At 69.7% G+C, this 15,727-nt stretch carries 11 protein-coding genes and 2 tRNA genes; 2 read left to right on the top strand and 11 right to left on the bottom strand.

Annotated elements, in window-relative coordinates:
• The 7 genes from D1825_RS04570 to D1825_RS04600 all read right to left on the bottom strand — a co-directional run.
• A partial coding sequence (locus D1825_RS04570) for a SpvB/TcaC N-terminal domain-containing protein (RefSeq protein WP_199721497.1) occupies window positions 1-2,263 on the bottom strand: 2,263 nt, incomplete at its 3' end.
• Window positions 2,264-2,310: 47 nt separating this feature from the next.
• Complete coding sequence (locus D1825_RS04575) at window positions 2,311-5,043, bottom strand: LamG domain-containing protein (protein ID WP_138067459.1); 2,733 nt, start codon at window positions 5,041-5,043, stop codon at window positions 2,311-2,313.
• 240 nt (window positions 5,044-5,283) lie between these two features.
• A complete protein-coding gene (locus D1825_RS04580) occupies window positions 5,284-5,865 on the bottom strand; it encodes a hypothetical protein (RefSeq protein ID WP_118766278.1) in 582 nt (193 codons plus the stop codon).
• Window positions 5,866-5,891: 26 nt separating this feature from the next.
• Entirely contained in the window at window positions 5,892-6,254 is a 363-nt protein-coding gene (locus tag D1825_RS04585) for a hypothetical protein (protein ID WP_118766279.1), read from the bottom strand.
• 16 nt (window positions 6,255-6,270) lie between these two features.
• Entirely contained in the window at window positions 6,271-8,037 is a 1,767-nt protein-coding gene (locus D1825_RS04590; protein ID WP_138067460.1) for a site-specific integrase, read from the bottom strand.
• Window positions 8,034-8,345 carry a hypothetical protein gene (locus D1825_RS04595; protein ID WP_118766281.1) on the bottom strand — a complete coding sequence of 104 codons (312 nt, stop codon included), beginning with the start codon at window positions 8,343-8,345 and terminating at the stop codon, window positions 8,034-8,036. Before D1825_RS04595 ends, D1825_RS04590 begins: the two co-directional genes overlap by 4 nt.
• A 335-nt stretch (window positions 8,346-8,680) precedes the next feature.
• A tRNA-Arg gene (locus D1825_RS04600) sits at window positions 8,681-8,753 on the bottom strand.
• 99 nt (window positions 8,754-8,852) lie between these two features.
• On the opposite strand from D1825_RS04600, the gene D1825_RS04605 reads away from it, so the two are divergent.
• The gene (locus D1825_RS04605; RefSeq protein ID WP_158580679.1) at window positions 8,853-10,079 is read left to right on the top strand and encodes a low temperature requirement protein A; all 1,227 of its coding nucleotides are present in this window, start codon (window positions 8,853-8,855) and stop codon (window positions 10,077-10,079) included.
• A gap of 131 nt (window positions 10,080-10,210) precedes the next feature.
• On the opposite strand, the gene D1825_RS04610 is transcribed toward D1825_RS04605, so the two are convergent.
• Together D1825_RS04610 and D1825_RS04615 are read right to left on the bottom strand one after the other, a co-directional pair.
• Window positions 10,211-10,299 (bottom strand) — tRNA-Ser (locus tag D1825_RS04610).
• 64 nt (window positions 10,300-10,363) lie between these two features.
• On the bottom strand, window positions 10,364-11,644 hold the full coding sequence (locus tag D1825_RS04615) for a threonine/serine exporter family protein (protein WP_118766283.1): 1,281 nt from the start codon (window positions 11,642-11,644) through the stop codon (window positions 10,364-10,366).
• 244 nt (window positions 11,645-11,888) lie between these two features.
• On the opposite strand from D1825_RS04615, the gene D1825_RS04620 reads away from it, so the two are divergent.
• A complete protein-coding gene (locus tag D1825_RS04620) occupies window positions 11,889-13,433 on the top strand; it encodes an MFS transporter (RefSeq protein ID WP_233549633.1) in 1,545 nt (514 codons plus the stop codon).
• A 131-nt stretch (window positions 13,434-13,564) separates the two neighbouring features.
• Here D1825_RS04620 and D1825_RS04625 read toward each other — a convergent pair whose 3' ends face one another.
• Window positions 13,565-14,179, bottom strand: a complete 615-nt coding sequence (locus tag D1825_RS04625) for a YdeI/OmpD-associated family protein (RefSeq protein WP_118766285.1) — start codon at window positions 14,177-14,179, stop codon at window positions 13,565-13,567.
• 53 nt (window positions 14,180-14,232) lie between these two features.
• A complete protein-coding gene (locus tag D1825_RS04630; protein ID WP_233549634.1) occupies window positions 14,233-15,681 on the bottom strand; it encodes an RNB domain-containing ribonuclease in 1,449 nt (482 codons plus the stop codon).
• Window positions 15,682-15,727: the final 46 nt, after the last annotated feature.

Here is a 15,727-nt window from a genome sequence, read left to right on the forward strand (position 1 = left end):
AGAGCGAGCCGGTGGTCACGTCGACGGTGGCGTAACCGCGGAAGTCGCTCCAGGTGCGGCGCTTGGCCGGCAGGAGGTCGTTGTCGTCGTAGTGCCACGCCGCGCCACCGACGTAGTCATAGCGCGTCTGCACGGCTTCGATGCCACTTTCGGCCGGATCGCTCGCCACGACTGTCACGAGGTACTTGTGGAAGTACTCCCTGATCGGGTCGGCGCGGCCTTCGGGTGTCCACTGCACGGGGAAGCACCGGCGCGTGTTGGACTGCGGGGACGACGGTAGATCGCTCGTCGTGCAGTCCTCGTCGGAGTAGGTGACCGACGTGATGCCACCGGACTCGCTGACGATCGAGCTGAGCCGGTAGCGGATCATCGGCGGGCCGACGTCACCAATCTTGTCGACCCGGTTCGCCAGCTGGGTGCCGGCAAACGTCACCTTCGGCAAGGTGACCGTGCCCCCGACCAGGCCCTGGTGCTGGATGGACGCCAGCCACAGCACGGCGTTGCCGCTGTCGCCGGGGTCGGGCAGCGTGTGCGTGAGCGTCCACGAATCGACCGACTGCAGCGCACCGCCGACGGTGGTCTTGGTCTCGACCTTCGCCAACCGCTTGCGCGTGAAGAACGCCGGGGAACGGACATCGGGGCACGACGAGCTCGATGTGCACACCAGGTCATACGGCACGTCGGGCCACGAGCTCGCCGTGTCGTCGTTCAGCTCGCTCGGGGCACATGTGATGCTCCCCGAGGCCACGCACCGCTCTGCGGTCGTGAACACGACCTGCTCGGGCGCCGCGCTCGAGCCGTCACGCTGCCCGTAGTCGATCCGGGCCAGGTACCCGCCGCGGTCGTAGCTGGAGACGGCGTCGTTGTTGTTGCGGCCATAGTTGTTCGACTCCGCGACATAGGTGTACGTCATCGCGTTGCCGCTGAGGTCCGCGACGTAGTCCAGGTTCCAACGCCAGGCCTGCTGGCACCAGGAGTCCGCGAACGCGGACGCATGGCACGGCTCGCCCGAGTTGTTCCCGTAGACCGGAACGGTCCACGCGGAGTTCAGGTCGGACCCCGTGGAGCTGGTCTTGCCGCGTCCGAAGTAGTACTTGACGCCGTCGCTGGTGGTGACGACCCAGTACTCGTCGTCGTTGTCGGCATTCCACCCGCCCGTCTTGCGCTCGACGCGGGTGCCGTCGTCGTTCTTCGGGCGCCAGTATCCCGAGGCGGTGTCGTGCACGAGCTCGGTAGACGAGCCGTTGAACACCAGCGTGGCGTTCTGGTCCGACCAGCACAGGTCGCCCGTCTTGTGGTCGGCGTTGTTCGCGTCCCCGTCGGTGTCTTCGGCGCAGGGCACGTACTTGCGCTCGATGAACCCGGACGACAAGTCCCAGCCGTCGCCGATCCACGAGGACTGGTTGTTCGTGGATGCGACCCGGCCGTCGACGCTCGCCGAGGAGTACGACAGTGACAGGTCCGGCTCCAGACCAGAGGCGGCCGGCGGGACCCGCAACGGGTAGGACCAGCTGAACGAGCCGGTCTGGGTGGAGACCGCCCACGCCGACGACGCCGCGAGCGGTGTCGCGGAGAAGTCGCCCGTCGAACCGGACGCCGAAGCGGTCAACGCCATCACACCCGAGGTCAGCGACGCCGACCTGGCTGTCACCGTGCCCGCTTGCGCGTCGTTGACCGAGTCGACCGGGCTCTGGGTCTGACATTGGGCGGACTCGGGTGTGCTGAGCGCACACGAGGGCAACGTCACCAGCCGCAACCGGCTCCCCCACCCCCCACCGAACGCACCGGCGAACTTCGAGTAGTCCACGGACACCGCAACAGCGGCCGCGTCCGTGTCACTCGTGCGTGAGGTGACCTGCATCAACAGCCCGGCGACGTTCGCCTTGGCGGCAACGTCTGCGTCCACCACCCGCAACGTGGGTGCCCCGCCGGCCCGTTTGCTCTTTGACGTTGTGCCGCCGGTGGCAGCGCGCGTGACGGCGACCGTCATCGACCCGGCACCTGGCCACGTCACGTCCACGGTGGCGTTGGTCGGGGCCTTGCCCTGCACCGCGACGTCCTGCTCGCCGGTGTCCGTGGTGGACGGGATCAGCGACTGCTCATCACCCTGGTCGGGCCACAGTTCGGCGCCATGCGAGCGGCGCTCCTGCGGGTTCCAAGCGTCCCCACCAGCTGCCGTTGCCGGCCCCGCCAGCGTCGTCCCGACCAGTGCCCCGACCACCGCGGCGGCAATTGCCATGCCCGCGCTGCGCGTCCACTTCACGATGTGCCCCTTGCGTCAATGTCAGCGGATCAGAACCGGTTGCAGCGTCAGCCGAACGGGTTGCAGCGGCGGTTGAGCTCGTCGACGCTGATCGTGTCGTAGACCGTCACGTTGTCGATCACACCCGGCCAGAACTGCGTGGCAGCGCCGGCCGAGAGCGCCCGACCGAGTTCGAGCTTGCCCGTCGTGTCCCACGTCGCGGTGTACGGCGTGCCCGCCGACACCACCGGGGCGCCCCCGAGGGTGCACGCGTAGATCTTGATCGACTTGGCAGTGGCGTCGTACGTGCCTGCGATCAGCGTCCAGTCGCTGGTCGAGACCGGTAGCGCCGAGACCGCCTGAACCGGCGTGCCCGGCGACGCAGCATCGGTGGGGTAGGTGGTGAAGGCCCAGCAACCCGACAAGCAGGAGGACGAATTCGTCACCGTCCCCAGTGTGAACCCGCTGACGCTCGCACCGTTCTCGCTGACCGCGCTGTATGTCCCGACAGAGTCCGGCTTCACGACCGCCACGACCGTGTAGGTGTCGGTCAGCGACACCGACGGCGATGCGGAGACCGCACGGTATGCCGACGTGCCACCAAATCGCAGCGCGTTGTCCGTCGTGTTGAATCCGGACTCCTGCAGCGGGCCCGGCACATGCGTCACCCCGGTTAGCGTGAGGTTGTTGCCGGCCTTGCTGTCCACAGCCGTCGCGCCGGAGCTCTCGTCGAGAGTCCACCATGCGTTCTTCGTCGACAGGTTCACGTTGAACCGGTACAGCTTCGGCGTCGTACTCACGTTGCCCGCCGCATCGACCGCCGCGACATACAGGCTCTGCGAACCGACCTGCGAAGCCGTCGGGGTGAAGGTGACAGTGGCCGTCTTGCCCGATGCGCTGGACGTCATCGCGTCGTCGTTGAACGAGTACTTGTAGCTGACCACGTCCGAGCTGGCATCCGTGAACGTGAACGAGCCCGCCTTGCCGACACCACCGGACCACTTGTTCTCCGGGTATACCGTCGAAGCCACACTCGGCGTCGCGGGGGGCGTCGCATCGACGGTGAAGTTGCAGGTCGCCGTCGAGCTCGTCCGCTCCGCGGCATCCTTTCCGTAAACTCGCAACTGATAGCTGCCACTGGCCAACGTCCCGGAGATGTCACTGAAGGTGTGGGGGGCTGCGGCGTAAGCCAGGTAAGGCCCGTTCCAGACCAGCGTTCCGTCGTCCTTGTACACGTTGAAGTTCGCGGCAACACGGTCACCCGGGTCAGGGTCGCTCACTGTCGCGGTCAGGCTGGGCGTCGTGTCGCGCGTTGTCGACCCGCAGGTCAGACCCGCGACCTTCAGCGAGGTCGGCGTATTGGGCGCCCGGTTGTAAGTCACCGACAGCTTGGCGTCGTCGCGGTAGCGGTGCCAACCAGACATGGAGGTCTCACTTGCTGCCAGCCCGATCGTGACGGACTCGTAGTTATTGCTCGCGGTGTACTTCGCCGCATCGGCGACGGGCCACTCGTCCCAACCCGGTTGGCCGCTCGCGCTGCACGAATCGCGGTGGGCCACGGTGACCGACGACAGATAGTCGTCGGTGTCGGTGTCCCAGGTGTTCCACGTCGACGCGCTCGAGATGTTGTTGGTGCGGTAGGCCTTCACCTCGGTCGGGGTGCAGCTGTAGGAGAAGGCCCCGTACGCCTTGAACGTCGCTGAGACGATGTCATCAGGATCCAGGTCACCGATCAAATCCATGTCCCCACGGAACTCCCACATGATGCGCGACTTATAGGTCTGTGGGCAGTCAGCGACGACGGCGTGGTCGCACAGGCCCACACCCTCGTCCCCGTCGAACTTGTACTTGGAGGAGTACACGTTCCGGATCGCGACCCACTCCTCGATGCTTGCGCTGATGCTCGGGTCGACGTAGACCGGGTAGACCGTCTCGGGGTCGGTCAGCATCGACTTGTCCGTCTGCACCCTGACACCGTCGTCCGTCAGCGAGCTCGTCATCGTCGACACCTCGTCGCCGATCGCCGGGCCGCTGGTGCGATCCGTCGCCTCCGAGGCACCGGCCGAAGGTTGCGTCGTCGCGTCGCCCGACGAGTCCCACATGGTCGCCGCCGGGCTTGTGAACACCGTCTCGCCGTCCGCATCGACGGCATTGAAGCCCGTCGGTGCCGGCACGACGTCCAACGCAGACGACGTCTCAAGCGGGATGTCCAGCGTGGCCAGTGCAGGGTTCGCCCCGGCCTGAGCGTCGTCGATGCGCAGAACATTGGAGAACCCAGTCGCGTCGTCATTGACATTCACAACCAAGTCAACCCCCGGCAGCACGTCACCGTAGGTGATGGTGTTACCGGCCACGATGGGCGTGGGCAGGTCGAGCGGGAAGCCGTAGTCGATGCGCTGCCCATCACGCTCAATCGATGCCAGCGGCTGGCCGGCGCTACCGTCGCTGAACGTCATGTCCGCCACCGGCGCAGCAACGACCAGCCCGGCACCGTCGCGGACCACGTCGTTGTCGATGGGCACCCACGACCCGTCAACCTCGGTCCGCTGCGCGACCGCCGACTGCTCCAGCCGCATCTGGCCGCCGGCCGTCGCGTAGAGCGTGGCCCAGGGCGTGCGTGCGCTGAGCGCCTCGACGTCGCGGCTGCAAGACTGCGCCATCGCGACCGCGGACGTCGCATCCGGCGCCGTCGACGAGCACTCGGCAGCCTCACCAACATTCGTCAGCATCGACCCCGCGAGAAGGCAAGCAAGACCGCCCGCCACCGTCGCCGAGGCACCACGAAATAGACGCTTCATCACGCCACACTCCACGTTCTTCCAGGTCAGACTTGGGTCACCAACGCTGCCCCCAAGGCAGGCGACCCACGGACGTGGAGTCGTGGCAGGACGATAGCCCTCAAAGTGGACGCACAGGTGACTTTCGGGTCAGTAAGGACAGATTCGCCCGATCGGACTAATCCCCGAGCCCCGGCGGCAGCTCCGTGGCGTGCCCGCAAGGGAAAGGCTGAGCGCCGCCGGGCGTTGCCTCAGGACACATCACTACGTGCGCGCGATCCTTCGCGCCACCTGCTGGAGCCACCATCGGTAGTCGGCCAGGCCGCCCTGCGGGTCCGTCAAGTACAGGTGGCGGAAGCCGACCCGGATCACACCCTCGTCGCCCTGCGTTCCCTCGGACGAGACCGTCCGCACGGAGACCAGGGGGACGAACTCGCCGTCGAAGGGCCCCCTCGGTGAGCTCGGGCCGGGCTCGCGTCTCAACAGCCGGTCGTCGAGGTCCAGTCGGTAGACCGTCGCGCTCAGGCTGTGCACCGTCCACGTGCCGTGCTCGGCGCCCAGATCCAGGACCTCCACCTCACGTGGCGGCGCGGTGAGAGTCAAGTACGCCGGTGACCACAGCTCGACCCGCCAGGAGGGAAACGCGCGTGCGGCGATGCTGACACTGCGCCAGTCCCACCCGCCGTCGTTCACGGCTCCGTTGGTGAACCAGATCGCGTCCGGGCTGCGTTCGACCTTCCAGGCGCTCGGCCATTGGGTGTGGGCGGTGTCCGCGTCGGTGACGATCCACCGGCGTTGCTCTTCCGTCAGGTCGAGATCGGTCATGATCGGGATGCGGTCATTCACGGCGGACTCCTTTGTCGCTGGTTTCCTCAGGTGCGGACCGAAGGCTCGGCTGGCTCTCCGTAGATGGCGACGACCGGCGTGCTGATCACGGCCCGCAGGACGCCGTCGCGGTCGATGGGCTCGACGAGCAGGACCATGCAGCTGCCCAATTCGATGGCGGGGCCGACCCGACCCACGGGGTCAAATGAGCACCACGCGACCAGGGTGTGTTCGCGACCGTCCTCAGGCAGTTCTGCCGGGCCAGCGGAGGGGTCAACGCCGCCCCAGTCGGTGTAGCGCGCGACGGTCGCCCGGCCGTCCAGGGGGATGCACAGGACGTGCAGCGATCCGGCGAACGTCGAGATCTCCCACGTTCCTGTCGCGTCCTGCTCGATCCGCTGCGCACGCACGTCCTCACCCGGCCTCCTACGTCTCGTCGCGTTCCAGCGACGCCCACGCCCACGCGTCGTCCCAGCCGGTCCACGGGTGGATGGCGCGACGATTCCCGGAGACCCCGGCGTAGTGCTTCAGCAGGATCTCGGGCTTGTGTCCGGTGAGCTCGGCGGCCTCGGTCACGGACTTGCCTGCGCGGATCAGCCACGTGACCGCGCTCTTGCGAAGCGTCCTCGGGCCGAGCTCTTTCAACGACGGCTCGGCGGACTCTCCGAAGACTCGAGCCACCGCTTCGTTCCAGCACCGCAAGAACGACCCCCCCGGGCGCAGGACACCACCGGTGGCGCCCGTGAAGAGGAACTCGTCGCTGTGGTAGCCAGCCTCAAGGTGGACTGCGATTGCGTCAGCTACCGCGGTCGGCAGGCCCACGCGGCGCGTCTCTCCCGGCGGCCGGCCCTTGAGCATGTTGGCGATGTGAACGCTCGAGTCCACCGCGTTCGCCTCGGCTGTCGGGAACGTGACAGAGCGACGGAACTCCAGCTCCGGCGCGGCTCGGTGGAAGTCACTGGGATGCAGTCCGGCGTACTCGGAGGTGCGACCGCCGGCCGTTCTGGCCAGCACGTAGGCGGCATAGCGGTCGCCCATGTGCCGGTTCCTGCTGTGATCGATCGGGCCCGTGGTGCGGATGGCGTCCGCCAGGTCGACGATCTGACCAATGGTGGGCACTTGCCGCTGGTGTACGTCCGCGACGACGGGACGCCGGTAGCCCGTGCGCTTGCCTCCGCTGCCCGCGAATGCGGGCCACGGGTTCGGCGCGAGCAAACGCCCGGTGTTCGCCGCTTGCCGCAGGACGGCGGCGAGAGCCCCGGCAAAGGCCTCCTCGGTTCGTGCTTGGACGCCGGTGTCAGGGTCGTAGACCTTGAGGACCTCGGGGGGCATCTTCGGTAGACGACCGCCACGCCACGTCTTGTTCTTCTTCGCCTCGACGGCGTTGTAGTAGCGGGCCCAGGCCTCGTCGAACTTGGCCACGGCCTGGGCGTTGAGGAGGTCGACCCTTCGGTTGCTCTCTCGGCGGACCTTGATGGCGTCGGCGAGGTCTGGAACGAGGATTAGGGCGACATGCATGGATGCACCGAGCTCGACGCCTTCGATCTCAAGACGGGCACGCTTCCAGGCGGTGACCTCTGGAGTGTCGCTTGCTGCCGGTTCCCGGTAGACCATGACCTGCTTGAGGAAGTCGTACTTGTTGGCCATGTCGCTGCGGTGCTGGGGTCCCCAGTCCGGCCAGCGCTGGTTCACGATCTCGTCGACCACGTCGGCGACGGTGGAGCCGAGGGCGACCTGGCCGTCACGAACGGCGATCAGCAGCGGGTTGTCGGGGCTGACGTGTGCCCGGCTGGCGGGGTCGACACCTCGCAGGACCGCCTGTGGCTGGGCGGTGAATCGCGCGGGCACGGGTGCGGCCGGTTCCGGTTCGACCCGGGCAGGCAGGTGGTCGCTGTTCGGCGACCAGCACGCGGGCTGCGCTGCGGCGCGGACGATGTCGGCGGCGATCGCGACGCCGAGCACCGGATCAGCCTGGTAGGAGCGGCGGCGTGGGTTGGCGGCGTTCGGTGTGCGCCAGCGCAGCTCGAAGCCCGCGCCGGGGGGCAGACCCAGAGCACTGGCGGTCACCCCGACGCGCAGGCGCTCGTTCGTGCCGGCGCCGGCGGGCGTCGGCAGAGGGTCGGGCAGAGTCCAGCTGACCGGTTGGCCTTCGGCGTCCGTCACCTTGATGTAGGGACGACTCCAGGTACTCACGACAGGGTGCTCCGCTTCGGGTTGCTGGCAGTGAAGAACGGCTCGTCATCGACGAACGTGATCGGGGGAAGGAGCTGGGGGCGGCTGGTGACCCACATGCGCACGACCTGCGCGGGCACGCCCATTGACGTGGCGACCGCGGTCACGTCGACGAGATCGGCGGGGGCCGTAGCCGTCGCCTTGGCTGCGGCAGGCTTGCGGAAGCCGGGGACGTCGGGCGCGACCAGGGGGCGGCGCACGTAGCCGACGAGTCCCGCTGTGACGGGTCGCGGCGCGAGCCGGCGACCACGCGAGGTGGGGATGATCACGGTCGGTTCGGGCAGTCGAGGCACGAGCCGGACCCGTGCAACGCCGCCGGATGAGCGCAATCGAGCCGTGAACCCGCCAATTGGCGCGGGCCGGCCGGCACGGGCCCGTGTGTCGCCGACACGCGATCCTGTGTCGCGTCGTGTGTCGGACTGTGTCGAGAACGACCGCGCACGACGCCGCCCCAGACCGATTGCCTGCGCCGGCGCCGTCATCTCCAGACGGGGGTCAACCTCGCCGATCGAAGCAGAAATGCCCCGTGACCTGCGCTTTCGCTCTACTTCAGACAAGAAGAGAGGCGCATCGCGTTCGCCGCGATGCGCCTCTCCTTCTTTTGTGCGCCCGAAGGGACTCGAACCCCCAACCTTCTGATCCGTAGTCAGATGCTCTATCCATTGAGCTACGGGCGCATGGCCTTGCGGGCCGCGGTAGACGATACCGGGTCAGAGCGCCGCAGCCCAAACTGGAAGCACGTGACCCGCGGCACTCCCCCTGGCAGGATCCCCGGCATGAACACGCTGAGCGGGCGCTGGGGCATGAGGTCTGACGTGCTGCGCCACGGCGACGGGCACGACTCGAGCCGGGTCGGCTACGTCGAGCTGTTCTTCGACCTGGTGTTCGTCTTCGCGGTCACGCAGCTGTCCCACAGCCTCATCGAGCACCCCGACGGCATGACGTTCCTGCACACGATCATCCTCGGCTGGGCGATCTGGTGGCTGTGGATCGACACCACGTGGGTCACCGGGTGGCTCGATCCGGAGCGGGTACCGGTCCGGGCGATGCTGCTCGTCCTGATGCTGCTCGGGCTGCTCATGTCGAGCGCCGTGCCCGAGGCGTTCGAGGACAAGGCGCTGCTGTTCGCCGTCCCGTACGTCGTCATCCAGGTCGGCCGGACGCTGTTCACGGTCTGGGCGATGGGCCGACACTGGCCGGAGAACGCGATGAACTTCATCCGGATCGCCGTGTGGCTGTCGGTGTCGGGCGCGTTCTGGGTGCTCGGGGCGTTGGCGCACGACGAGACCCGGCTGTGGCTCTGGATCGCCGCGGCACTCATCGACGTGGTCGGTCCCCGCGCGCTGTTCCGCGTCCCGGGCCTCGGCGCGACCGACCCGAACACGTGGGAGGTCCGCGGCGCGCACATGGCCGAGCGCGTCTCGCTGTTCCTCATCATCAGCCTGGGCGAGTCGATCATCGTCACGGGCGCCGCCTTCGCGGAGCTCGAGGTGACGCCGACCGTGATCTGGGCGTTCCTCGCCGCTTTCGCGTCGACCGTGCTCATGTGGCTGCTGTTCTTCGACCGCTCGGAGCACAGCAGCACGGCCTACTTCGAGTCCCGGGACCAGCCCGGGATGGTGGCCCAGACCGCGTACACCTACGTCCCGTTCCTGCTCGTGGCGGGGATCGTGCTGACCGCGGTGGCCGACGAGCTCGTGCTCGAGCACCCCGGCGGCGACACCGAGCCCTGGACCGCAGGGTTGATCTGCGGGGCGACGGCGGTCTACCTGCTGGGCAACGCGCTGTTCCGCCGCGCGACGGGTGGGCGCTGGTCGGTGCCGCACCTCGTCGGGACGCTCGTCGTGCTGGCCGCCTTCGCGCTGCACGGCGCGGTCACGCCGCTCGTGCTGAGCTGGCTGGCGAACGCGGTGATGGTGGGGGTGATCGTGGGAGACGTGCTGCTCGAGCGCCGCCGCACCGAGGCACCCGCGGCAGCCGCGTCCTCCGCGTCGTCCGCGTGAACGCAGCGATCGTTGCAGCGGTCGCTCGCGTCCTCGGCGCGAACGATGCAACGAGAGCTGCGTCGACGCTCCCGCGCGGCGCCCGGGGACGACGAAGGCCCGGTCCGTCGTGGACCGGGCCTTCGTGAAAGCGGAGACGGTGGGATTTGAACCCACGGAAGGGTTGCCCCTTCACGACCTTAGCAGGGTCGCGCACTAGACCTGGCTATGCGACGTCTCCAGGCCAGCACAGGGTACCTGGGTGCGTCGTCGGGCAGCAAAACGGGTCCTGACCAGCGGCTGCATCAGCGTTCGAAGCCCCAGGTGGGGTCCGTGAGCATGCGGGCGACGGCCAGGCCGATCGACAGCGCGACGACGACGAGCGCCGCCTGGACCCCGTACGCGAGGGCCTGGACGGTGTCCCCCTCGGACAGCCAGAAGACCGCGCGGTAGGCGACGACGCCGGGCACCATGATGACGACGGCCGGCACGGCGACGGTCACGCGCGGCACCGAGATGCGCGGAGCGACGGAGGCCGCGAGCAGCCCGACGACGAGGGCCGCGGCCGCTGCTGCCGCCTGCGCCGCCGCTCCCGCGTCGACGAGCGCCAGGCGGCCCACGTTCGCCACCATCCCGATCCCGGCGGCGGCGACGGCCATGCGCCACGGGCTGTTGAACATGAGCGCGAAGCCGAGCACGCCGAGGAAGCTCGCGACCGCGCGCAGGAGGTAGAGCACGGGCTCCGACAGGTCGAGCGGGGCGGGCGGCAGGGGGGCGAGGCCGACGATGCTCGACACGCCCCACACGGCGAGCGCCGCCGACGTGAGGATCATCAGCGCGTACGTGAGCCGGGACAGGCCGGCCGAGAAGTCGAGGCGAGCCAGGTCGAGCGCGCCCGTGACCAGTGCGAAGCCGGGGATCAGGAACAGGACCGCGGAGACGTAGCCGGCCTCGTGACGCGTGGTGATCACGTCGGCGCTGTGCAGCACGGTGACCAGGCCCAGGTAGGTGAAGCAGGCGACGGCGGCGGCGAGCATCGTGATGCCGAACTGGTTCCAGCCGCGGTGCAGGAGCGCGCGGCGCACGCCCTGACCGAGGGCCGCCGCGACGAAGACGCCGACGACCTCGACCGGGCCACCGTTGTTGAGGAACGCGAACGCCGCGCAGGCGATCCCCGACCACAGCGCGTTGAGCACCGGCGGGTACAGAGGAGAAGTCGTGGCGATGGCGTCCAGCCGGGCCTCGACGTCCTCCGGCGTCGCGGTCACGCCGGTGCGCCGGGCCGCCTGCTCGACGTCGGTCACCATGACCTCGAGCTTCGAGAGGCGGTCGGCGTTGATGCCGACCGTCCGGACCTCAGCGACCTCGGTGCGGAACGACACGCCGCGGTGGGAGGTCGTGGTGATCTCGGTGAGGGTCACGTGCGCCTCGTGGCGGTCGACGCCCATCGCGTGCGCGAGCCGCGACATCGAGGCCTTGACCCGGTAGGAGCCGGTCCCTGCGGACAGGCTCAGCCGGCCGGCGCGCAGGGCAGCGCCCGAGCGGCGGATCAGGTCGAGCTCGTCGTCGTCCGGAGTGGTCGGCACGGTTCCATCATGACGTGCGACACAGCGCCCGTTCGCGGGACCCACCAGGGGATTCTGCTCACAGCCAATCCACTTGACTTGTTAAGGCATCGAGCGATGTGCTGAGCCTCGTCGCCGGGGTCAGCCGGTGACACGAGCGACGCGCAGGTCGTGTCAGAGGGCCCGGGTAGCGTCCCGGGCCAACCGCAGGATCCCCTTTTGGCGACGTCGCCGAACCCCTCTTCTCTTGTGCCTTGGAGCAACTGTGTCCGAACCCCGTGCGGCTGTCGCCGTCACCAAGCCCCACGCCGAGGAGCATGCCCCCGGGCAGGACCCCCGGCGCTGGGTGATCCTCGGCGTCATCGCGATCGCCCAGCTGATCATCGTCCTCGACTCGTCGATCATGAACATCGCGCTGCCCGCGGCAGCCAAGGATCTCGACATCAACGCGGCGAACCTGCAGTGGGCCATCACGGCCTACACGCTCGCCTTCGGCGGCCTCCTGCTCCTGGGCGGTCGCATCGCCGACTACGTCGGCCGCAAGCAGGCGTTCATCATCGGCCTCGTCGGCTTCGCCGGCGCGTCCGCGATCGGCGGCCTCGCCGTCAACCAGGGCATGCTCTTCGGCGCCCGCGCGCTGCAGGGTGCCTTTGCCGCGCTGCTCGCCCCCGCCGCGCTCGCCCTGATCACCGTCACCTTCACCGAGGGCAAGGAGCGCGCCAAGGCCTTCGGCGTCTTCGGTGCCATCTCCGGTGGTGGCGCGGCCATCGGTCTCATCGCCGGTGGTGCCCTCACGGAGTACCTCGACTGGCGCTGGTGCCTCCTGGTGAACCTGCCGATCGCGCTGATCACGGTCGCCGTCGCGATCCCGGTGCTCAAGGAGTCGAAGGCGAACGGGGACACCCGCTTCGACATCCCCGGCGCGTTCCTGTCGATCGTCGGCCTCGTCGCGCTCGTCTACGGGTTCACCGAGGCGGCCAAGCCGGTCACCGGCGCCGACGGGATCCCGGGCACGCGTGGCTGGACCGACCCGGTGGTCCTGACCTGGCTCGCAGTCGCCGTCGTGGCGCTGGTCGCCTTTGTGTTCGTCGAGCGCAAGGTCGCCAACCCGCTGCTCCCGCTGCGGATCGTGCTCGACCGCAACCGCGGTGCCTCGTACCTGATCTTCCTGCTCGTGGGCGCCGGCCTGTTCGGCATGTTCCTGTTCATGACGCTCTACCTGCAGAACGTCCTGGGCTACGAGCCGCTCAAGGCGGGCTTCGCGTTCCTGCCGTTCTCGATCGGCATCATCGTCATGGCCGGCATCGTCGCGCAGCTGCTGCCGCGCGTCGGGCCCAAGCCGCTCATGATCATCGGCCTGGCGCTGGCCAGCACCGGCCTGCTCCTGCTGCTGAACACCACGCCCACCTCGTCGTACTTCGGCTCGGTCTTCCCGGCCCTCGTCGTGATGAGCCTCGGCATGGCCGCGGTGTTCATCCCGGCGTCGAGCACGGCACTGGTCGGCGTCGGCGGGCACGACGCAGGCATCGCCAGCGCGGTGCTGAACACGTCGCAGCAGGTGGGTGGCTCGCTGGGCCTCGCCCTGCTGAACACGTTCGCGCTGACGGCCACGGCCGACAAGCTCGGCGACCTGATCGGCGCTGGCGGCGACCCCAAGTCGGCCTCGGTGCAGGCGACGGCCCAGGTGGCCGGTTTCCACGTGGCCTACATCGGGTCGGCTGTGATGCTGATCCTGGCGCTGCTGATCGCGGTCGTCATGATCAGCGCCAAGAAGGACGACCTGCCGTCCGAGGGCGCCATCGCCGCCTGATCCGGTTCGGCCTCGCGGGGGCCGGTGCTGGGCGCTTCGTCGCCCGGTGCCGGCCCTTTGCGGCGTTCCCGGGTCATCGTCTTGCGGGCGCTCGTCCCGGTGGCCCCGGGGCCTCCGGCCGTCCGGGGCGCTCAGACCGCGGGAGCCGGAGGCGGGGTCTTCCTGACCCACTCGTTGGCGCGGACGCCGCGGGACGCGCTCTCGGCGATGTCCTGCATGCGGGCCTCGCGGGTCGCCGGGCGCTTCGCCTGGACGAGCCACTCCAGGTGCGCGCGCCGGGCGCTGGGCGGGAAGGCGTCCCACTGCTCGCGCGAGCCGGGGTGCGCCTCGAAGGCGGTGGCCAGGTCGGGCGGGACGACGAGGTTCTCCACGTCATCCAGCAGCGTCCACGAGCCGTCCGCGCGGGCGGCCTCGATCATGGCGCGACCGGCGGGGGCCATGAGCCCTTCGGCCTCGAGCCGCTCGATGCGGACCTTGTTGGTCCGCGCCCAGCCGCTGCCCTTCTTGCGGCGCGTGAACCAGAGCATCGTCTGCTGGTCGTCGAGGGTCCGCCCGCTCGAGTCGATCCACCCGAAGCACAGTGCCGCCTCGACCAGCTCCTCGTACGTGACGACCGGCCCGCCCGACGCGTAGCGCCACCGGACCGACCACACGCCGGGCGGCTCGTCGGCGTGGTGCTCGGCCAACCAGTCCCGCCACTGGGCGACCGACTCGACGAGCACCCGGGGCGCGTTCTCTCGCGACATCCGGCCAGCCTGCCAGTCCCGCCGCACGGCGTCGACGACCCGGCTGCGGCGCGTCAGTCGACCGCGAAGCGCACCGTGCGGTCGGCCACCGAGGCCTCGGTGAGTCGCACGCGCACGCGCTGCCCCAGCGGCAGGCCCGCACCGTCGACCTTCGCGCGGACGACCGGGTCCGCGAGCTGGACGACACCACCGCGGTCCTTGTCCGCCAGGTCGACGACGACCCCCTCGAACGTCTCCCCCACGCGGTCGCGCAGCAGCACCGCCTCGACCAGGTCCAGGCACCCGCGCTCGTACGCGGACGCCCGGCGGTCCCCGCCCGCCATGAGCTCGGGCAGCTGCGGCAGCGCCTCGCGGACCCACGCGTCGGGTTCGCGGCCCGCGGCGATCGCGACGCAGGTGGCCTCGGCGAACCGGTCGACGAGTCGGCGCAGCGGAGCGGTCGCGTGCGCGTACGGGGCGGCGATCGCCGCGTGCAGCGGAGCGGCCGGGACCTCGCCGTCGAAGGCGACGTAGGCCGCCCCGCGCAACAGGCTGGTCGCCTCGGTGAGCAGCGCCGCCTGCGCGGGGATCCCGGCGTCGAGGCCGCGGATCACCTCGCCGGGAGCCGCGCCCTCCGGCCACGCGACCCCGAGGGCGAGAGCCGCGCGCCGCAGCCGCTGCACGTCGCGGTCCTGCGCGGCCGGCAGGGTGCGCAGCACCCCGACCTTCGCGTCGAGCATCAGCTGCGCCGCGCTCATCCCGGTGAGCAGCGAGATCTGCGCGTTCCAGTCCTCGACCGGCAGCGTGGCCCGGCTCCGCAGGACCCACGGGCCGTCGGCGTCGTGCTCGACGACCTGCTCCGGGCTCGGCAGCGTGATCCCGCCGCGGTCGCGCTCGGCCTGCTCGCGCAGGAGGCCGATGTCGCGCAGGAGCGCGAGCGAGGGGTCGGCGGTGCCGTCGTCGATCGACCGCTGGACGCCGTCGTACGTGAGCTGCGCGCGGCTGCGGACGGTGGCCGCGGCGACGTCGACGTGCTGCGGCAGCCCGTCGGCGTCGAGGTCGATGGTCCACAGCACGGCGGGAGCGTCCTGGTCCGGGAGCAGGCTCGCGGCGCCCTCGGACAGCTCGGGCGGGTGCAGCGGCGTCCGCCGGTCGGGCGCGTAGAGCGTGACGACGCGGCGGCGCGCCTCGGCGTCGATGGCGCCGCCGGGAGTCACCCAGGCTGCCACGTCCGCGATCGCGTACCGCACCCGGAAGCCCGCACCTCGGCGCTCGAGGTGCACGGCCTGGTCCAGGTCCTTCGAGCCCTCAGGGTCGATCGTCACGAACGGCACGTCGGTGGCGTCACGGCGCTCGACGGGCAGCGGGCCCGTGCGGATCCGCTCCGCGGCCTCGGCCAGCACGGCGGCGGGGAACTCCGTCGGGATGTCGAGCTCGGCGCGCAGGGCGGTCAGCCCCTCGCGGATCGCACCGTCGGCATCGACGGACGGCGCTGGGACCAGGTGGACACGACGTCGGGGCACGCGCCGAGCGTAGGTCGCCCACCCCGTTCAGGCCCGCGGAAACACT

This window comes from Cellulomonas rhizosphaerae (assembly GCF_003470205.1).
GTDB classification, from domain to species: domain Bacteria; phylum Actinomycetota; class Actinomycetes; order Actinomycetales; family Cellulomonadaceae; genus Cellulomonas; species Cellulomonas rhizosphaerae.

Excerpts from the sequence above, each read along its gene's own strand:
- D1825_RS04605 (WP_158580679.1), top strand. The coding sequence starts at position 8,853 with ATGAACACGCTGAGCGGGCGCTGGGGCATGAGGTCTGACGTGCTGCGC.
- D1825_RS04625 (WP_118766285.1), bottom strand. The coding sequence starts at position 14,179 with ATGTCGCGAGAGAACGCGCCCCGGGTGCTCGTCGAGTCGGTCGCCCAG.